Annotated in this window: 21 protein-coding genes; 4 read left to right on the top strand and 17 right to left on the bottom strand. The window is 48.0% G+C overall.

The window, feature by feature from the left end; all coding sequences use genetic code 11:
• Positions 1-209 precede the first annotated feature (209 nt).
• Complete coding sequence (locus M3661_RS04000) at positions 210-1,187, top strand: DUF1835 domain-containing protein (RefSeq protein WP_251482556.1); 978 nt, start codon at positions 210-212, stop codon at positions 1,185-1,187.
• Between the two features lie 156 nt (positions 1,188-1,343).
• Here M3661_RS04000 and M3661_RS03995 read toward each other — a convergent pair whose 3' ends face one another.
• Positions 1,344-2,726, bottom strand: a complete 1,383-nt coding sequence (locus tag M3661_RS03995) for a class I SAM-dependent rRNA methyltransferase (protein WP_251482554.1) — start codon at positions 2,724-2,726, stop codon at positions 1,344-1,346.
• A gap of 105 nt (positions 2,727-2,831) precedes the next feature.
• Between M3661_RS03995 and M3661_RS03990 the strand changes: the two genes are divergently transcribed.
• Entirely contained in the window at positions 2,832-3,797 is a 966-nt protein-coding gene (locus M3661_RS03990; protein WP_251482551.1) for a Na/Pi cotransporter family protein, read from the top strand.
• Here M3661_RS03990 and deoC read toward each other — a convergent pair.
• From deoC to M3661_RS03905, 16 genes are all read right to left on the bottom strand, one after another.
• Positions 3,730-4,443, bottom strand: coding sequence for a deoxyribose-phosphate aldolase (gene deoC, locus M3661_RS03985; protein ID WP_251482549.1), 714 nt, complete (start codon positions 4,441-4,443; stop codon positions 3,730-3,732). The two genes, M3661_RS03990 and deoC, sit on opposite strands and share 68 nt — an antisense overlap.
• A 33-nt stretch (positions 4,444-4,476) precedes the next feature.
• Positions 4,477-4,908, bottom strand: coding sequence for an NUDIX hydrolase (locus M3661_RS03980; RefSeq protein ID WP_251482546.1), 432 nt, complete (start codon positions 4,906-4,908; stop codon positions 4,477-4,479).
• Positions 4,909-5,094: 186 nt separating this feature from the next.
• Positions 5,095-6,435: a tRNA (N(6)-L-threonylcarbamoyladenosine(37)-C(2))-methylthiotransferase MtaB gene (gene mtaB, locus M3661_RS03975; protein WP_251482544.1), complete on the bottom strand. Its 1,341-nt coding sequence runs from the start codon at positions 6,433-6,435 to the stop codon at positions 5,095-5,097.
• Positions 6,436-6,438: 3 nt separating this feature from the next.
• Complete coding sequence (locus tag M3661_RS03970; RefSeq protein WP_251482542.1) at positions 6,439-7,218, bottom strand: 16S rRNA (uracil(1498)-N(3))-methyltransferase; 780 nt, start codon at positions 7,216-7,218, stop codon at positions 6,439-6,441.
• A 119-nt stretch (positions 7,219-7,337) separates the two neighbouring features.
• Positions 7,338-8,021 (bottom strand): site-2 protease family protein, encoded by a 684-nt coding sequence (locus M3661_RS03965; protein ID WP_021256820.1) that lies wholly within the window; start codon positions 8,019-8,021, stop codon positions 7,338-7,340.
• Positions 8,022-8,038: 17 nt separating this feature from the next.
• Complete coding sequence (prmA, locus tag M3661_RS03960; protein WP_251482539.1) at positions 8,039-9,019, bottom strand: 50S ribosomal protein L11 methyltransferase; 981 nt, start codon at positions 9,017-9,019, stop codon at positions 8,039-8,041.
• A 160-nt stretch (positions 9,020-9,179) separates the two neighbouring features.
• Entirely contained in the window at positions 9,180-9,377 is a 198-nt protein-coding gene (locus M3661_RS03955) for a hypothetical protein (protein WP_021256822.1), read from the bottom strand.
• Positions 9,374-9,571: a YfhD family protein gene (locus M3661_RS03950; RefSeq protein ID WP_021258154.1), complete on the bottom strand. Its 198-nt coding sequence runs from the start codon at positions 9,569-9,571 to the stop codon at positions 9,374-9,376. The genes M3661_RS03955 and M3661_RS03950 overlap by 4 nt, the downstream gene beginning before the upstream one ends.
• Before the next feature lie 257 nt (positions 9,572-9,828).
• Complete coding sequence (gene dnaJ / locus M3661_RS03945) at positions 9,829-10,950, bottom strand: molecular chaperone DnaJ (RefSeq protein ID WP_036618714.1); 1,122 nt, start codon at positions 10,948-10,950, stop codon at positions 9,829-9,831.
• A 110-nt stretch (positions 10,951-11,060) separates the two neighbouring features.
• Entirely contained in the window at positions 11,061-12,899 is a 1,839-nt protein-coding gene (dnaK, locus tag M3661_RS03940) for a molecular chaperone DnaK (RefSeq protein WP_021256825.1), read from the bottom strand.
• Between the two features lie 101 nt (positions 12,900-13,000).
• Positions 13,001-13,567, bottom strand: coding sequence for a nucleotide exchange factor GrpE (grpE, locus tag M3661_RS03935; RefSeq protein ID WP_397376490.1), 567 nt, complete (start codon positions 13,565-13,567; stop codon positions 13,001-13,003).
• A gap of 129 nt (positions 13,568-13,696) precedes the next feature.
• On the bottom strand, positions 13,697-15,292 hold the full coding sequence (locus M3661_RS03930; RefSeq protein ID WP_251482533.1) for a TCP-1/cpn60 chaperonin family protein: 1,596 nt from the start codon (positions 15,290-15,292) through the stop codon (positions 13,697-13,699).
• 26 nt (positions 15,293-15,318) lie between these two features.
• Positions 15,319-16,347 (bottom strand): heat-inducible transcriptional repressor HrcA, encoded by a 1,029-nt coding sequence (hrcA, locus tag M3661_RS03925; protein ID WP_021256828.1) that lies wholly within the window; start codon positions 16,345-16,347, stop codon positions 15,319-15,321.
• Positions 16,348-16,771: 424 nt separating this feature from the next.
• The gene (locus M3661_RS03920) at positions 16,772-17,158 is read right to left on the bottom strand and encodes a hypothetical protein (RefSeq protein WP_251482530.1); all 387 of its coding nucleotides are present in this window, start codon (positions 17,156-17,158) and stop codon (positions 16,772-16,774) included.
• 605 nt (positions 17,159-17,763) lie between these two features.
• Positions 17,764-18,420 (bottom strand): hypothetical protein, encoded by a 657-nt coding sequence (locus tag M3661_RS03910; protein WP_251482526.1) that lies wholly within the window; start codon positions 18,418-18,420, stop codon positions 17,764-17,766.
• A gap of 78 nt (positions 18,421-18,498) precedes the next feature.
• Positions 18,499-18,735 carry a hypothetical protein gene (locus M3661_RS03905; RefSeq protein ID WP_251482524.1) on the bottom strand — a complete coding sequence of 79 codons (237 nt, stop codon included), beginning with the start codon at positions 18,733-18,735 and terminating at the stop codon, positions 18,499-18,501.
• Positions 18,736-19,345: 610 nt separating this feature from the next.
• Between M3661_RS03905 and M3661_RS03895 the strand changes: the two genes are divergently transcribed.
• Both M3661_RS03895 and M3661_RS31010 read left to right on the top strand, forming a co-directional pair.
• The gene (locus M3661_RS03895; protein ID WP_251482521.1) at positions 19,346-19,486 is read left to right on the top strand and encodes a RodZ family helix-turn-helix domain-containing protein; all 141 of its coding nucleotides are present in this window, start codon (positions 19,346-19,348) and stop codon (positions 19,484-19,486) included.
• Positions 19,435-19,755: a helix-turn-helix domain-containing protein gene (locus tag M3661_RS31010; RefSeq protein ID WP_483874654.1), complete on the top strand. Its 321-nt coding sequence runs from the start codon at positions 19,435-19,437 to the stop codon at positions 19,753-19,755. The genes M3661_RS03895 and M3661_RS31010 overlap by 52 nt, the downstream gene beginning before the upstream one ends.
• The last annotated feature ends 160 nt before the right edge of the window (positions 19,756-19,915 follow it).

Here is a 19,915-nt window from a genome sequence, read left to right as displayed (position 1 = left end):
AATAATTGGTATATAATTTCGGTTACACCCGATTCTAGCATTAGGTTTCATTATATCATATTTCAAACTAGCGATAGAACACATGTTTGGAAACGATGCCGATATTCGCCATCTGCTTCTTGTGAGTTGCAGTGCATCATGTAACTTCGTAATCGAAGGCGAGGCTCATGTTCAACCTACCCTCTATTCGAATAAGGAGGCTGATTGTCATGATACATATTGTCAATGGAGATTGTACTGCCATGCAGCTAACCAAAGTCGCCGAACAGCTGTGGAATGAGCAGGTATGGGTATATTCAGAGCTGCTGACCGAAGGCCCCGTATACGCTAGGCTTGAGCAGTATCTGGCTTATCGAGCGCTGCAATTAGAGCGAATGTGCGGGCTGCCTTCCACTGTTTTTTTGCAAAGAGGAAATGAACAGGAACGCACGTGGAAATCAGATATTTTGCCTGCTCAAGAGATTGCATTATGGTTCGAACACGATCTGTTCGACATTACCATGCTGCTCCGCTTAGTAGATCGCCTGACACAAGAGAATGCGCATGCCAAGCTATATTGGATCGACATCGCCTCCATTGCTGAACATGATCGCTATCTCGGATTTGGGGTGCTTACGGGAGAGCAGTTGGCCCCTTATCGAGATGCCGCCATACGGTTATCCGCTGAGCACATCGAATGGATGCGTTCTGCTTGGATTGCGTATACAAGTCCAAACCCACTGAAAATTGCACAATGGGTTCAGGAATCAAGCAGTACCCCTGCTCCATTTTGCGCTATTACGGAAGCGCTTCAATTCCACCTCTCCCGTTACCCCTCAACACAGGATGGAATCGGGATTGTCGAGCGATCCACGCTAGGCGCTGTTCAAGATGGGGCTGTTACATTTCAGAACTGCTTCGAGATTGTTCGCAATCAACTGCCGCAATACGGACTTGGGGATATGCAGTTCTGGGGATACCTGCGTCGAATGACCCGCGGAGACGCTCCGTTGCTTGAGCTATCTCCCTCTTCATCCTCCTTGCCGGAACCTCTCAAGTCTCCATTAGCCGATGCTGGTCACCTCCTCTTAACCAAAAGCGGCCAGCAGGTACTGGTTGGCACTCTCAACTGGGCTCAGTCTGGTGGATATGGACGCTGGCTTGGCGGCGCATTTATTACCCGATCGACAGCTGGAATAAGAGCATAGAGTGAGGAAACCGAAGAAACTCAAATATATCCTAACTGCTAACTTTATCCCATATATACAGCAAGCGCCATTCATTGCAGACGATCCCAAACCTGTCTGCAATGAATGGCGCTTTTCTTGTTTATTCTTCCTTATCCTATCGATACTTTAGGAAGATTACTTCGAGCGAACCTCGAAGATGGCGAATTTCAAATAATGACCTTCATCCACTCCCGCAATTTGCGGGTGATCCTTGCCGGCAGGACGCCATTCGACAAGGCGCAGCACCTTACCTGCATCCTGAGCCGCATCCAATATCGACTGCATGAACATGTCCGGACGCATATGATAAGAGCAGCTTGCTGTCACAAGATAGCCGCCTTCATTGACCAGCTTCATACCATGCAGATTGATGTCCTTGTAGCCCCGATACGCGCCTTCGACAGCACCTCGCGTCTTCGCGAAGGCCGGAGGATCCAACACGACGACATCCCACGTACGTCCGCCTCCAGCAGTCATCGGTTTCGAAGTATCCACCTTCTTCGCACTAGATTCTCCGCTTGCCCGCTGCGTGCGCTCCTCCAAGCCATGAACCTGCTCACGCAAATAGGCGAAGGCATCCGCAACGACAAACTCAACACGGTCTGTAAAGCCGTTCAGTTCGACATTGCGCTTTGCACTCTCGATCGCATGCTCGGAAATATCGAGACAAGTGACCTTCTTGGCTCCATATTTACAAGCATTCAACGTGAAACTTCCTGTGTGAGAGAAGCATTCCAACACCGTCGCACCATCCCACCATGGGAATGTAACCGGCTTTCCCTTCGCATTGAGTGGCAAGCTCTGCACGGTTCCATCCTCGGCCTCTACTTCACCCATGTGGATGCCGCTGCGAGCTCCCCAGCCTGTCATAAGCGGAGCAATGGAAGCGCGGTTCTCACGCTGGTCGAAGAAGTAGCCTGTCTTCTGTCCTTCTACGATATCAACCTCGATGATAAGCCCGTTCTCCTCTACTTGGACATGGCGCGGACAATCTCCATACAGCACGCCTGTCTTCAGTTCAAGACCCTCACGCTCACGAATTGGCACATCGCTGCGCTCATAGATGCCGCGCGGCTGCATGACATCGACTAGGGCTGCCACCAACGCTTCCCGATGGACATCCATTCCCAGCGTCACAATCTGCACGACGAGAACATCGCCAAAGCGATCCACGATAAGTCCTGGCAGAAAGTCTGCTTCGCCGTATACGAGGCGATAAGCCTTGGCTCCAGGCAAGAAGCGCTGACGATGTGCAACACAACGTTTGATTCGCTCTTTGAAGAAGGCCTCATCCATTGCTTCAATTGGCTCATAGGATACGATGCGCACCGTAATTTGCGAGGCAGGATTATAATAGCCTGTTGCAATGTATTTCCCCTGAGCGTTCTGGACATCGACAAGCATCCCCGGCTGAGGATTTCCTTCGACTGTTTCAATCTCTGATTGATATACCCAAGGATGGGAGCGTTCAATTCTCTTTTTCCGCGAACGGATTAATTTCACATAAGGCCTATTCAATTACAGTTCTCCTCTCAGCTCCAATGGCATGTCATGGTTGTCCACTCGCAAGCATAGAATGGAATAGCTTATTGCGACGAATTATGGATGACAAAGGAGCCCTTCATGTTTAAAGAAATTTGGTTCCCGCTCCTTAGCGGATTGGCACTGTTTCTATTCGGAATGAAAACGATGGAGCTTGCCCTGCATGCTTGGGCTGGCCCCTACCTGCAGCGGTTTCTACACCGTTCTACCCGCACCCCTATACATGGAATGCTGTTCAGCACAGGCATGACAGCCGTACTGCAGAGCAGCACGGCCATCACGGTCATTACGATAGGTCTGGTCAATGCCGGTATTATGAACTTCTCCCGCACGCTCGGCATCATTCTAGGCACCAATATCGGCACTTGTCTGACAACCGAGTTGATTGGTCTAAATATAAGCCAATTCGCCAAGCCCCTCCTCTTCCTGTCCTTAGCCGGATGGTTCATTGGGGCATTGGCCGACGAATATCAGCCTAAGCTGCTGCACCGCATCGCCTCTTGGTGGCCGCCGCTCCAATTCGGCTCCCTTGCCACGGCAGGCTTCGCCTTCATTATGCTCGGCATTGAATGGATGAAGCAGATTAGTGAGCCGCTGCAGCAGCGCGGACTATTCACTTGGTTCTTGGAACGATCAAGCGACAGTCTGCTCTGGGCGCTGGCAGCGGGCGTCGTCATAACAGCACTCGTGCACAGCAGTGCAGCTATTATTGCAATGGCCATGGGATTATCAGCTACCGGGGCATTACCCGTTGAAGTTGGCATTGCGATCGCAATTGGATCTAATGTTGGCACCTGCTTCACAGCCGTAATTGCTTCACTTGGCGGGACAAGAAGCGGACAGTTCGTCGCCTGGACCCATGTCGTGCTGAACATTGGCGGCGCTGTCCTATTCTATCCTTTTATCAGCCAAATCGGACAGCTTAGCGCCGTATTTGGCTCCGACGCCGCCGGTCAGATTGCACACGCCCAGACCATTTTTAATATTGCAAGTTCCCTCCTGGCCCTGCCTTTGTGTTACCTGCCGGTTTGGAACCGGATCCGTTAACAATTGCAATACCGAAACTCGTGCCGATGCGCGTTGCTCCCGCTTGAATCATTGCGAGCGCTGCGGCGGTATCCCGAATGCCGCCGGAAGCCTTAACGCCCATATGCGCAGGCACATGCGCCCGCAACAGACGAATATCTTCCAGCGTTGCCCCGCCCTTGCCGAAGCCGGTCGACGTTTTGACAAAGTGGGCACCTGCCGCTTCCGATGCTTTGCATGCCGCAATCTTATGCTCTGTATGGAGAATGCCTGTCTCCAAGGTGACCTTGACGATCACGCTTCCCTCAACCATCCGGACAACCTGGGCGATATCCTGTTCAACAGCCTTCAGATCTCCGCTTAACAGGCTTCCAATCTGCAGCACCATATCGATCTCAGCAGCCCCGTCCTCTACCGCCCGGGCCGCTTCAAATGCCTTGGCTTGACTGGCACTAGCCCCCAATGGAAACCCGCATACCGCCGTCACATTCACGCCGGTTCCATTCAGTAGATCGCGACAAGCGGATACCCAAGCTCCGTTCACGCACACACTGTAGAAGTGATATCGGCTCGCCTCCGCACACAGCTTCTCAATATCGCGCGCTGTCGCTTCCGGCTTAAGCAGGGTGTGATCGATATATGGTGCCAATTGAAGCTGATCCGTCATGCAGACTCTCTCCTTCCTGCAATGTGCAGAGAATTAAAGATTTACGGATATGGACAATTCCTCAAATGCCTTTTGCAGGATGTGGTCGTTGTTATCATATCCGAACTCATGCTGCTTCTCCCACGCTTCTTGCGGACTGTACCACTCTACGCTGCGAATTTCCTCAATTTGCGCATGAAGCTTGCCTTCCTCTGCCTCAACGAGGAAATAATGCACCTCTTTATCAATTGTACCCGCTTGTGGTTGTACATATTGATAATAAATGGTATCGAGTTTGGTATCGATTCGTCCATGAATCCCGGTCTCTTCCCATATTTCACGCAACGCCGTCTGTTCAATCGTCTCTCCGGCCTCCATCTTGCCCTTGGCCAGCGAGATCTTGCCATACCGATCTTGGATCAGTTGGATCTCAATTCCTTCTCCTCTTCTGCGGTAAACGACTCCTCCTGCGGATACTTCCTTCATCGTGCGCACCTCCATTTATGTTCGTTACTCCTATGTATATATCCTAACCGAAAAGAAAGAGGATTTCATCCATTCAGCCATTGCTGAGCGGAGAATCCTCCTCGATTCTTTATTCAGTGGTTTCGGTTGTTTCGTTCTTCTAGCTTATTGCTAATTTTCTCTATTTCCAATTGTTAGACAAGGTGATTAGGAAGCAACATTTGGCTCCTGGCCAATGACGCGTGTAAGAATACCTTGATTCTCATTCACGCCCGCTTCTGTAATTTTCACGCGGCATAATTGGCCAATCAAGGACTCATCTCCTTCGAAGATTACTTGAAGGTAATTGTCCGAGTAGCCCATCAGCATGCCAGCACCTTCATCGCCCTTCGTGTTCCGTTCTGGAATCACTTCGACAACTTCTCCAACGAACTTCTGTGCATATTCCAGCTGCATTTGTTCAGACAGATCAATCAGCTCATGAACGCGAGCATGCTTCACTTCTTCATCCACTTGATCCTCCATGCGCGCAGCCGGAGTACCTGTACGCTTCGAATACGGGAATACATGCATTTCAGAGAAGCCCACTTGCTTCATAAATTCATAGCCTTGACGGAAATGCTCATCCGTCTCACCTGGGAAGCCTACAATGACGTCTGTCGTAATCGCCACATTCGGCATTGCCTCACGAATACGAGCAATCTTCTCCGCGAATTCCTGTGTCGTATATTTGCGGCGCATACGCTTCAATACTTCGTCATTGCCCGCTTGAAGCGGAATATGCAGATGACGGCACATTTTCGAGGACTTGTTCAGTACTTCGATCATGCGATCATCAATTTGGCTGGCTTCAATGGAACTGATACGAATACGCTCAAGCCCCTCTACCTTGTCCAAATCCCACAACAGATCGGTCAAGTCATAGTTCTCCATATCGTCGCCGTACCCACCGGTATGAATCCCTGTGAGTACGATCTCCTTGTAGCCTGCCGCTACGAGCTGGCGAGCCTGATTCAACACACTCTCCGCTTCACGGCTGCGGGATAGACCACGCGACCAAGGAATAATACAGAATGTACAGAAGTTGTTGCACCCTTCTTGAATCTTCAAGAACGCACGCGTCCGCTCTGCGAAATCAGGCACGTCCAATTCCTCGAACGCACGTGTCTTCATAATGTTGCGTACCGCATTAATAGGCTGGCGCTGTTCATGCAGCTCACGAATGTAATCCATCAACTTCTCACGATCCTGTGTGCCGATAACGAGATCAACGCCTGGAATGTCAAGAATCTCCGCAGGCGATGTCTGCGCATAGCATCCTGTTACCGCAATAATTGCGTCAGGATTGCGGCGCACAGCGCGACGAATGATTTGACGGCTCTTCTTGTCGCCTGTATTGGTTACGGTACACGTATTAATCAGGTATACATCTGCCGTCTGCTCGAAGTCGACCTGCTCATAGCCTTCATTTTTGAACAATTGCCAGATCGCTTCTGTATCGTAAAAATTGACTTTGCAGCCCAATGTGTAAAATGCTACTGATGGCATCGTTCACATTCCCCCCATTTCTCCGAATTGATACATGATGCAGGCACATGCAGCCATTCCTGCCGTTTCTGCTCGCAATATGCGACGGCCTAAGCTGACACATCGTGCTCCAGCTTCCACAGCTGAATGAATTTCCTGCGCAGCAAATCCACCCTCAGGCCCGATGACAACCATCATTTGAGCTTGCTTCGCCATACTTCCCTGCATGTCGCCCTGTGTAGGTGCGAACGCTTCTAATACGTCGCGCAGCATCGTCCCTCGCTCATCCTCATAGCAGATAAGAACAAGGTCATAGGAAGCGAACTGGGCCGTCAAGGCCTTCCAGTTCATTGATGTTGCGATCGTCGGGACAACATTCCGATGAGACTGCTCAGCTGCTTCCTTCGCAATCTTGCCCCAACGCTCCAAGCGCTTCGCTTCCTTCTTGCTGTCATATTGAACAACTGTCCGTTCTGAGATGAACGGCATGAAATGCACGGCACCAATCTCCGTGCATTTCTGAATGATAAGCTCCATTTTATCGCCTTTCGGCAAGCTTTGCGCAATGGTTACTTGTACAGTCGGCTCTCGGTCGAAGTCCCTCATCTCGACAATTCGAGCTTCTACCCCATCCGCACCACACTGCTCAATCACAACGACCGCCTCACGCTTCTCCCCATCGCTGACCAATATCTCAGCTCCAGGCTTGAGGCGCATTACGTTCATAATATGGTGGGCATCATTGCCCGTAATTTGTATGCTTTGATCTCCGAACTGCGCGGAGGGCACAAAATATTTCTGCATCGTAATCAACATTCCTCATCATACACGTTTTAAGCGGCATTCGCCAGCATTGTCAACATTTTTCACTCGTATTCTGGATACTCCTTAGACAGCGTGGACAGCTTGCTGCGCGGGCATTCTTAACTGCCTACGATGAACATAGCTGCTCGGGACATCTCCCTCATGATCGGCTGGATCAAGCTGAACAAAGGCCCTAGCGTCTTATCCCGCAACACAGGGATGAACACGATAATCAAGAAGATAAAGATCGACCATTGTTCAATCTGCTGCAACCGGGAACGTACATGAGCCGGCGCCAAATCTTCCACTATGCGATAGCCGTCAAGCGGCGGCAGTGGAATTAAGTTGAACAAGAACAGCAGGACATTGTTCGAGATCAAGAAGGACAAGAAATAAAATAATGCCAAGTGGATCCGATTCCCAGATCCCACATCGACAAACCCCAATTTAAATCCAAGATGAAGCACCAATGTACCAATGAACGCTAATAGCAAGTTGCTGAGCGGTCCGACTGCGGATACAACAATCCCCATTGCACGCGGCTTTTTGAAGTTGTCCCGATTGACTGGAACAGGCCTTGCCCATCCGAAGCCAGCGATGACGAACAACAGCATACCAAGGAAATCAATATGCTTCGTCGGGTTCAAACTGACGCGGCCGAGCATCTTCGCTGTCGGATCACCAAATTTCCATGCGGAGTAAGCATGTGCAAATTCGTGAACAGTGAACGAAATCAACAGTGACAGTACGAGAAAGGGCAGCAACTCCAGCTTGACTACCAGCAGGCTATTTAGAAAATCCATAAATTGTCCCCTCTCCTCTATTCAAACGGCTTGCGCGCAACGAATGCAATCCAGTCTTCTTCCCGGTGCTTCGCTTCAACAATGAAGCCTTTCGCGAGCAAATCCTGCTCCACGACGTCTTCTTTATTTTTGTAAATGCCTGATGCGATGTAAACTCCGCCTGGCTGCAATGCTTCGTAGACATCCGAGACGAACAGCAGAATGATCTCCGCCAAAATATTGGCTACTACGATCTGAACCGGAAGCTGCACGCCAAGCTCCTGCTCCTCATCGGTACCGCTCGTTTTGATAATACTAAGCAGGTCGCCTTCTCGCACTGTTATATCATCGGCTAGACCGTTCAAGCTGGTATTTTCCTTCGCGCTTAATACCGCAACCGGATCCAGATCAATCGCAAGCACATGCTTGGCGCCAAGCTTGCAGGCTCCAATTGCCAATATGCCTGAGCCTGTCCCAACATCAATGACATCTTCTCCGCCTTGAACGACACTTTCCAAGGTACGCAAGCAGAGCGAGGTCGTCGGATGTGTTCCCGTACCGAATGCCATCCCTGGATCCAGCTCAATAATCTGCTCACCTTCTTGCGCCGTATAGGACTCCCATGTCGGCTTAATTGTCAATCGCTCTGTAACACGCGCTGGCTTGAAATACTGCTTCCATGCATTTGCCCAGTCATCCTCATGAACCGTCTTCCACGAAATTAGAGCTTCACCCGGATCGATCTGATAGCTTCTGAGTTCTTCAATACGCTCACGAATGACTGCTTCTACTTCCTTCAAATCCGTTCCATCTGCAAAATATCCTTGTACGACTGCTTGTCCCTCAGGGATATCGTTCAGTGGAGATTGATACAATTCCCCATACGTAGTATCGCGCTGCTTGTTAAGCGTCCCCGATTCTTCAATCGTCACGCCCCCAGCGCCAGCCTCATGCAAAAAGTTCGATATCATTTCAATTGCTTCTTCGGTTGTATGTATCGTTAATTCATGCCAATGCACGATCGTACATCCTCCTATACATCTTAAAATAGCTACACATTCTATTTATTGTACACAAAAACAAAACTCCATACAACGAGCGTTCACTAAGGAGCGCTATCGCTGTGGAGTTTTGCCTCTTTATGTTGATTCATTCAACGCATTATTCAGTTGTTGGCGCTCACTTGGAGGCTTCGCCTAAATGGTCGCGGATGAGCGCATAGGCCCGATCCAGCACGTCCTCTTCAACATCCGCGCTGACCATGTAATAGTCGTCTCCTGCCGTAATACGTATGTCTTGCCCTCTCAATGCCTCCAGCTTGCGCTCACATACATCTGCAGCCGAAGCATGCTCAAACGTAGCTGTTATGCGTGTCACGACTGTTCCGCACGCTCATCGGCCTGATTCGCACGCTCCAATGCCTTCAAGTCATCGCGATCCGCCTCTTCATATGAAAATTCCACATCCTCAAACTTGCCGTCCGCTGGGACAACCTGTTGATTAATGTCCGCATCTGCCTGCTCGCTGTAAGCGCTTGAGGGGCGGTTATGCGTATCATGGAAATTGTTCATCGGTGCGCCTCCTTCGGGTTCGTCATCAATATATCTCCTCCATAACTTGAGTCATTTCCCATCGGATTATGCATATGGCGTAAATACAGTCGTACATAGTTCTCTAGGAAATAATAAAAAGGATCACAACATACGCATTGAAAATCTCAATACGTTCGTTGTGATCCTTCTCTATGCTCCGACCGAAGTTATGAACATATACATGAATGATAAATGGTATAGACAAATCGGCCAATCGCAGTTGTATGAAATTATTGTTAATCTCCGCGGAAAGCACGCTTCATCTTATCAAAGAACGATTCTTCATTCCCGCCGTAGTTCGGATGTTCGCCACTCTTCTCCGCGAATTGGCGAAGCAGCTCCTTCTGCTCGTCAGACAGCTTCGTCGGTGTCACGATAACAACCTTAACATGCTGATCGCCCTGACCAGAACCGCGCAGGCGAGGAACCCCTTTGTTACGCAGGCGGAAGAACGTGCCCGTCTGTGTACCAGCCGGTATTTTCAGCTTCACCTTCTCCGTTAGCGTCGGAATTTCAATCTCGTCGCCAAGCGCTGCTTGCGCGAACGTAAGCGGAATCTCGCAATAGATATCGTCCCCATCACGCTCGAAGAACTCGTGGCGTTTCACGCGGATTACGATATACAGATCCCCACTCGGCCCGCCGCGAAGTCCACTTTCCCCTTCGCCGCTCATGCGCAGCTGTGCGCCATCATCGACACCCGCAGGAATGCGGACATGAATTTTGCGCTGCTTCTTCACAGTACCTGCACCGTGACAAGTTCCACACTTCTCACGAATAATTTTGCCTCGGCCTTGACATGTCGAACATGCACGACGGTTAACCATGCGGCCAAACGGCGTATTCTGCACGACTTCTTGCTGTCCTGTTCCGTGGCAAGTCGTACATGCATCTGGCTTCGTTCCCGGCTTCGCTCCAGAACCATAGCATGTGTCGCATTGCTCGGTACGCGGGATGGTAATGTCCATCTCTTTGCCAAATACGGCTTCCTTGAATTCGATCGTCATCGTGTACTGCAAATCTCCGCCACGCTGCGGCGCGTTCGGATCCTTGCTGCGGCCTCCGCCGCCGAAGAACATATCGAAGATATCGCCAAATCCGCCGAAGTCGCCTCCGCCGCCACCCATACCTTGGTTCGGATCGACATGACCGTATTGGTCATACATCGCCCGTTTTTGATTGTCACTTAGCACATCGTACGCTTCTTTGACTTCCTTGAACTTGTCTTCTGCGTCCGCGGCCTTGTTGACATCCGGGTGATATTGGCGTGCGAGCTTGCGATACGCCTTCTTAATCTCGTCGTCGCCAGAACCTTTGGCAACGCCAAGCACTTCATAATAATCTCGTTTCGCCACTATTCCACCCCCATACGCTTTCGTAGCATACCTCTATAGAAGACTATACGAATTCACTGCAAAAGGAAAGTCAAAGCCGAGTGCTCCCGGCTTTGACCTCACCATCGAAAAGCTTATTTCTTGTCTTCGTCTACGACTTCATAATCAGCATCAACGACGTTGTCTTTCTTCGCTGCGCCTTGCTCTGGCTCTTGGCCTTGTGCTGCTTGCTGAGCTTGAGCAGCTTGCTCATACAGCTTCACTGACAACTGCTGTACGATTTGCGTCAACTCTTCTGTTGCTGCTTTGATCTCGTCAACGTTGTTGCTTTCGAGTGCTTTTTTCACTTTTTCTTTTGCTTCGTTTGCTTTATCTACTTCAGCCTGGTCAACCTTGTCGCCCAAGTCTTTAATTGTTTTCTCCGTTGTGTATACCAATTGGTCAGCGCTGTTCTTCACTTCGACCATTTCTTTGCGCTTGTTGTCTTCTTCCGCATGCATTTCTGCTTCCTTCATCATGCGGTCGATTTCCTCATCGTTCAAGCCGCTGGAGGAAGTAATTGTGATGTTTTGAGTCTTACCAGTACCTTTGTCTTGTGCAGATACTTTTACGATACCATTCGCATCGATATCGAAGCTAACTTCGATTTGTGGCACTCCGCGTGGAGCTGGTGGGATATCCGCCAGCATAAAGCGGCCAAGTGTCTTGTTGTCAGCAGCCATGGAGCGCTCACCTTGAAGCACATGGATTTCTACGCTCGTTTGGTTGTCTGCATAAGTCGAGAACACTTGCGACTTGCTTGTAGGAATCGTAGTGTTGCGCTCGATCATCTTCGTGAATACACCGCCTGCTGTTTCGATACCGAGGGACAATGGTGTTACGTCGAGCAATACAACGTCCTTCACGTCGCCAGTCAATACGCCAGCTTGAACGGCTGCACCAAGTGCAACCACTTCATCCGGGTTAACGCCTTTGTGAGGCTCTTTGCCTGTAAGCTTCTTGATTGCTTCTTGTACCGCTGGGATACGAGTAGAACCGCCGACAAGAACGATCTTGTCGATGTCAGCAGGAGTCATGCCTGCATCTTGCATCGCTTGGCGAGTTGGGCCAAGTGTACGCTCAACCAAGTTCTCAGACAATTCTTCGAACTTCGCACGAGTCAAGTTTACTTCCAAGTGCTGAGGCACTCCATCAACAACCGTGATGAACGGCAAGCTGATTGTTGTTGTCATTACGCCGGACAATTCTTTTTTCGCTTTTTCAGCAGCATCTTTCAAGCGTTGCACAGCTGCTTTGTCTTTAGCCAAGTCAATGCCATGCTCTTTCTTGAATTCTGCAGCCAAGTAATCGATGATAACTTGGTCGAAGTCGTCGCCGCCCAATTGGTTGTCGCCGCTTGTCGCTTTAACTTCGAAGAAGCCGTCGCCGAGCTCAAGGATCGATACGTCGAATGTACCGCCGCCCAAGTCGTATACGAGGATCGTTTGATCGTTTTCTTTGTCTGCGCCATAAGCAAGTGCTGCCGCTGTAGGCTCGTTGACGATACGAAGAACTTCAAGACCTGCGATTTTACCAGCGTCCTTCGTTGCTTGACGTTGGGAATCGTTGAAGTATGCAGGAACTGTGATTACGGCTTGAGTAACCGGTTGACCCAAATAAGCTTCTGCATCGGATTTCAATTTTTGCAAAATGATTGCGGAAAGCTCTTGCGGTGTGAAGTCTTTGCCATCAATTGATGTTTTATGGTTTGTTCCCATATGACGCTTAATGGAGATCACGGTACGATCAGGATTTGTGATCGCTTGACGCTTCGCTGTTTCACCAACAACGCGCTCTCCATCCTTCTTGAAACCTAATACGGAAGGGGTTGTGCGCGCACCTTCTGGGTTCGGGATAACGACAGCTTCGCCGCCTTCCATAACCGCAACGCAAGAGTTTGTTGTACCTAAGTCAATACCAATTACTTTACTCATGAATATATCCTCCTCTAACTAACTTCGATTCTCATTTATCATGAATTTCTTAATGTGATGTGCTCATACATTGGCCGTGTAATCCGGCTTGTACGTTCACGTTATCCGCTAACTTTGACCATTGCCGGACGCAATACTTTGTCCTTCAGCAAGTAGCCCTTCTGCAGTTCTTCAACTACAGTGCCTTCTTCAAATTCATCTGTTTCGACTGTCATTACCGCTTGATGGAATTCTGGATTGAAAGGCTGGCCGACAGCTTTCATCGGCTTCACACCTTCCTGCTCCAGCACTTGGCCCAACTGGCGGAAGATCATGTCTACCCCTTTGATGAATGATTCAGCTTCGCTCGCCGCTTGCTCAGTTGCAAGTGCGCGCTCGAAGTTGTCGAGCACAGGAAGCAGCTCGGTAACGAGCTTCGCAGAAGCATACTTCGCGAGATCTTCCTTCTCCTTCAGTGTGCGGCGGCGGAAGTTATCGAAGTCTGCCTGCGCACGCAAGAAGCGCTGCTGGTATTCCTCTGCTTCTGCTTTTGCTTTGGCAAGCTCAGCATCCTCCACTGCACCTTCGCTCGAAGAAGTATTCCCTTCGCTGGACTCCGCTGTCGCGTTATCAGCAGCAGGAATGTCTTCTGTATGATTATGGGCAGCTTGTGCCGCCTCTTCATTCATCGTTTCAGTTGCGATGTTCTCTTCTTTTTCTGGGTTCAACCCCTTCACCTCCCCTTCGTAGTTCAATACTTTTATCTATAGTTGCATATACATTGTTACCTAGTTTTAGCTCAGGCGAGCGTTCTCCAATCAGGATTGTGCTCTCATCTTAATTACCGTATGGATGCGAAGCACCGCTGCGGCTACTTCTCCTGCAGCACGCAAAGCATGCAGCTTCACGGCTGCCGGGTCATAAATGCCCGCCTGTGCATAATCGAGCAATGCTCCTGAATCGCAGTCAATGCCGATTGCATCATTGTTCGAGGCAAGCTGCGCCGCGCGCGCCTCCTCCAGCTTCTCAAGCGGATTGAATCCGGCATTGAGCACGATCTGTGCCATCGGCTTGCGCAGTGCCTGTGCGACGGCAGCGATGCCGAATGCCTCCATGCCGCGCACACTCTCGCGGTAGCGCTCCAGCCGATAGGCGAGCGCTACCTCTGTCGTGCCTCCGCCAGGAAGCACGCCGCCTTGAATGGCGGCCTGCAGCGCGGAGGCGGCATCTTGGGCGATGCGTGCTCGCTCGCCCACCACCTCGCGCGTGCTTGCGCCGACAATGAGCGTCACCTGCGGGCGCTGCGGCGCCGAAGCTGGATCCGGGACGGAGCCGGCTTCGGCGTTCCGGGCTGTGTGGCCCGGCGGTGCCGGGGCATACAGCCGTACGCGCTCCAGGCGCTCATCGTAGCGAGCGCAGGCGGTGCGCCCGAGCAGCGGCTCCAGCTCGCTGCGCTGCTTCGCAAGCGCTGTGCGCTTCAGCGGCTTGGCACCGCTTAGACGGCAGACGCGCATAATATCCTCGCGGCTAACGCGCTGCACGACCATCATATCGTGATCCAGACAATATTGTTCCGCATCGGGATGAATACCGCGCTCCAGCACGATAAATCCAACACCAAGCTCGTTAAGTTGTTCGAGCATATGCATGAAACGAGCCTGTTCCGCCATATACTGCTGGAAGCCAGCTTCCGTCGTCAGCAGCTGCTCATCAAGCGCCACTGGCTCTAAGCTGTCCTGCAATACGAGTACCCGGCAGTTCAATCGCTCTGGCAGCCAATCCCGCTGCAGCGGCTTCTGCTTGAGCATTACACCGTGGAACCATTCATTCTCTGCCTTCTCATGCGCGACAATACTGTCTGCATACCGATAATTCGTTTGTCCTAGCTGTTCCCAGCCTACCGCCTGTCCGGCTTCAAGCACGAGCTGCACAATATCCTTTTGCTCTCGTCCTGCTATATGTACAGCGCGATGGAGCCGATCATCACTCCATCCGCTGAGCGGCACCGCGCGATGGCGAAGTTCCTCGCATGCGGCCGCAACCCCATGCATAAGTCCTGTAACCACCTTAGCGGCTGGAACACCGCGTGTGACTTGGGCTACTCCCTCTTGTACCAATGCACCTGCAAGGACGGTAGCCGTAGTCGTGCCATCGCCTACTTCATGCTGCTGTGCACGCGCCACTTGAATGAGCAGCTTGGCAGCCGGGTGGGATACGTCCATCTTCTCTAGAATCGTAACCCCGTCATTCGTAATAATGACCTCGCCGTCACCCCCAACGAGCATGACATCAAGACCCTTGGGACCTAGCGTTCCTTCTACTGCTGCGCACAAGGCACGAACAGCCCCTGCATTATTGAGAAGCGTCGCATAACGCTCATCGGTTTCCTGCACATGTCCGCTTGCTTGAGTCATGACGACGCCTCCTTTACCTTGATTCGTTATTTATTCCAGCGCTGCGGCAGCAACGCAAATTGACTCGTTAAATGATTCATCAAATTGATGACCTTCGCATATTCCATGCGTGTTGGTCCCAATACGCCTATCGTACCCAACGTCTGGCCATCTATCGTATATGTCGCCGTAATCAAGCTGCAATTGGCAATCGCCTCATGTGGATTTTCCTGCCCGATACGGACTTGGATACCGGTGGGCGCACTGCCTACGACCTTGATAAGCGTCGGTGTTTCCTCAAGCAGCTCCCAGATCGTCTTAATCTTATCAACGTCCTTGAACTCAGGCTGCGCCAACATATTGGTTGTTCCGCTCAAGAATACTTCACGATGGTTGTCATCCCCGATGAGCACACTCTCAACCAGTGTCATCAGTTCTTGCACATGAGAGACGTATCTGCCCATCTCATTGCCGACCTCGGTATATAATTGAGAACGAAGCTTATATAATGGAACACCGACGAGCTTCGCGTTGAGCAAGTTCACAACCTGCTCAAGCTCCGATACCGAGATCCCCGGAGGGATCGGTACTGTCTTATTCTCAACATGCCCCGTATTGGTAACAACAATAGCTACTGCAGTATCCTCGTTCAGCGGAAGCAGCTGAAAATGGCGGAAGGAAGCTTCAAATACTTCTGGGCCGAGCGCAATCGACGTATAGTTCGTCATTTGCGACAATATCGAAGCCGTATGCTGCACGATTTCTTCCATTGCCGTTATTTTTTCCGCGAACGCGGATTTCAATCGGCCAACCTCTTCACTCGACAACTTATCCAACTGGACTAAGTTATCAACATAGTAGCGATATCCCTTTTGGGAAGGAATGCGACCTGCAGACGTATGCGGCTGCTCCAAAAAGCCAAGCTCTTCCAGATCGGCCATTTCATTGCGAATGGTCGCCGGACTAAATCCGACATCGCCGCGCTTGGAGATGCTGCGGGAACCCACTGGTTCCGCAAAACGGATATAATCATCAATGATGGCATTCAAAATCATACGTTGTCGTTCCGTCAACATGCGCATTCCCTCCTCGTGAATGTTCTAGCTGTAGTCGTTAGCACTCATCAACGTCGAGTGCTAACCGTTAATACAAAAATACCAAACGGACGAGACCATTGTCAAGTCAGTTCGGTACTTTGGGCGTGCCTATTTTATATGTAGAACCGTATTCAGCAGTATTATGGATTGAATCCATCATGATTGTTGCCAAACCACTATATCTTAAGGACTTTATCTTCAATTATATAGTGGCTTTATTAGCCTGAATAGTAGCTTGGACAAAATTAGAGTTTAGTGTTTTGTATAGAAACATATTTAATATGAAGTAGTTTTACAATTTACCTACTGAAGGTCAGACAATGATGGAGAATATATCACTGACATTCAATACGATAATGATTTAAATGTAGTTTGTCCCCTGACTCTTTAATACTTTTATCTACTAATCAAACATTGATGTTACTTCCTTAGTGATTTTATCAACATAGTACCATCCAAATGTTGTAGTATGCCCTTCACCAGTCTTAGGATTATCAATTACTATTTCATAAACCTGTATAACATATTTATTATCATCGATTCTATCCAGATTAATGTCATAACTCTTCTTTACTAATTTGACTGCTTCATCAAAAGTGATTCGTTTTTGTGTTGGCTCTGAACCAATGTACGGGCTATTTCTTTTCAAATCAGGTGTAATGGCTATATTTATAAATTTTGCAACATCTCTCACTGGATCATAAGTTGTTCCATAGATCTTTATTGCTTGAGTTGATTCTTTATTTTCCCCGTCAACATATAGTCCGAGTGTCTTTGGTCCAATATTCAAACCTCCCGCTAAATACTATGGCTCTTATATATGAGTACATTTAAAGGTAATCTTTTGTTTTACTCGTCCCTAACCCCCATTACTTGGGAAGAATAGGTACGTGAGGTGAGCTGTTATAGTTTCTTTAGAGAATAAAATTAACGAGCTTAGGAAGAAGCTTACAGAAACTATTCAGCTTAAAGGTCGCTTTGCAGATGAAGAAGTGATACGAGCAGCCAACAACTTGATACATACAATTGTAGAAATGCAATCGCGTCAAATAAAATTGTAGCACATCTGTGCAGAGTGACCTAAAACTCCAAACTTTGTGCTGTGTGATAACTCAAACATATTGGCACTTTTTGATTTCAAGTTCTTATTTAAGTGTTACTACACAGGTGCAGCTTGCCGAGCTGAAACCCATATATTATATATATTCCTATGCTGTTGGATAAACATCGTGTTTTCACAAAAATATTCGACCTTAACTATCTTTGATCTTATGAATATCATTAAAGAGCAGACATAGCCCACTGTATATGAGCAGTCTGCTCTCTTTATTTGGCAATCATAGATGAGCTAAAAATTAATAAAGTTGATGCTACGAGGATGTGAAAAAGTTAATTCTAAATAGCCCTAAATTGATTTTTGTTTACTAAATCGAGAGGTCCTGAAATTTTAATTTCTTTCAAGTCCTTTCTTTTGTTGTCCTCATAAATGTTTGTTACAATTTTATAAATACTTCTGTTATAGTAAGGACTCCATGCCTTAATAATAAATGTCGCAGTATGAGACGGTTGTAAAGCATCAACAATCCAGTTTGCAGCGACGCCTGCAAAAGATCCTACAACTGCGTATGTAGTGGCGTCTTTTGATATAATTGCCGAAATTAATGCTGCCGAGGCTGTGAGCGCAGCCTCTAATGCGTATTTAACTTTACTATAAGTATCAGTAGTAAAGGTGTTATAAACTTCTGGCGTGAATCTCTCACCTGAAGTCTGATCGGGATCCCAGAGCACACTTAAAGATTCATTATTTGTTCCAGAGATCAAGCTTTTCACATTCATGATTGTTTCCTGAAAAAGTTCAGAAGAGGAATCAAAAACAGGAGAACCATTCACACCTACGATTTCAACATTTACACCATTGATGTTTAATTTCTTTGTTTGCACACTTTCTTGAAGCACTTCGGCTTGATTAGTGACAGGATTAGCCGACACAACAGAAGCAAACAATGAAAAGAACAAACTTAATGCAATGATTGCTGAAATATATTTTTTCATTTATGCAACTCCTTATTTCCGCCTAATGAAAAATACCACATATCCTATTTACAGTAAATATTGGTATAAATTATGATATTATACCATTATTGCAGGAATCAGTATCGAAGCAACAAATAATAATGTAATTAACAGGATGCCCCAAATTAATGGGATTTTTTTCTTTAATTTTTCAGCTTGTAAAATTGGGAGCATCACTAAAAACAGTAAGAAACATGTTGCGGAATACTTGTAAACCCCTTTTAAACCAAGTAAATCCATTCCAAAATATACAACAAATATCACTGCGAATAGGACAGGAAAAATCAACTTCACCCATTCCACCTCCTCAATTTGACATAGTAAATCACTTGTAAAGTGTGACTGTCTTTAATGTAACATACATAAATTTTATTCACTGTCGAAAAATGACATGAATGCTTATTTATTCCAAATTAAAAGATGACCCTAATATAGATCACTGCAAAATCCTCAATTTTATCGAGGTGAAAGCCAAAAAATAAAAAAAAAGAGCCCCATATGAGAAAAAACAGTCTTTCCTCACCGGGAAGCAGGCTGTTTTTGCTCTATTAGCTTTACCATCCACTTTGCGTTTACAACGAAAGCGGTGAGGTGGGCTTGTATTCGCATATGAAAGAGACCCCGGTATTTAGCCGTGTCCATACCGTAGAATCTTTTTTCATTTCTGCATTTTTATGTTCAATGATTGATCTACGCTTGACTCGTTCGGTACTTTGGGCGTGCCTATTTTATATGTAGAACCGTATTCAGCAGTATTATTGATCGAATCCGACATGATTGTTCCAAACCACTCTATTTCTTACAGACTGACTCTAACTTAAACCTAATCATACCAATTCACATGACCTTTCCTATATGGTAAAATATAGGTGATAGTTTTGCTGGTGAGAAGGGAGGTATCTATTTGAGTACAACTCTCGTTATGTCATTAGGTGAGTTGTTTAAACAAACTAGACGAGCCACTGGTATGACACAGACTGAACTATCTGAACGATCAGGTATTCAAAAAAAGGCACAGTATCCAAAATCGAGAATGACGAAGTAAAGAGACCTGAGTTTTCAACCGTTCAACCTTTGTCTGCTGCATTGAACATCTCTTTAGACACATTGATTGATTATTATGTAGAGATTGAAAAGAGGCCAGATTCGCTGCTGCACATTCTCCAATTCACGATACAACACCAGAGCAGCAAAGAAACCATTTGTAAAGTTGCATCAAAATATCTCGAATCTACCAACGAAGATAGTTACTATTTAGCTAACAGATTATTCACAATCATCAACTCTATCGAAGTTTCTACTATTGGCCAATAAATAAAACCAAGAATTACCTCCGTTATAAGTAACGAGCCCTCTTATATCCCGGAAATGGAGGTCAAAGTCTTTATCATTTGATGCCACCACTGTCCTTAGTAGACTGTACAGAATTCTTTATTCGAAATCATTAAAAAAGCCGCCGAATAGTCAGCAGTTC

The sequence above is a fragment of the Paenibacillus sp. MER 180 genome, assembly GCF_023713665.1.
Classification (GTDB): domain Bacteria; phylum Bacillota; class Bacilli; order Paenibacillales; family Paenibacillaceae; genus Paenibacillus_B; species Paenibacillus_B suaedae.
This window is presented reverse-complemented; position numbering and strand designations above follow the sequence as displayed.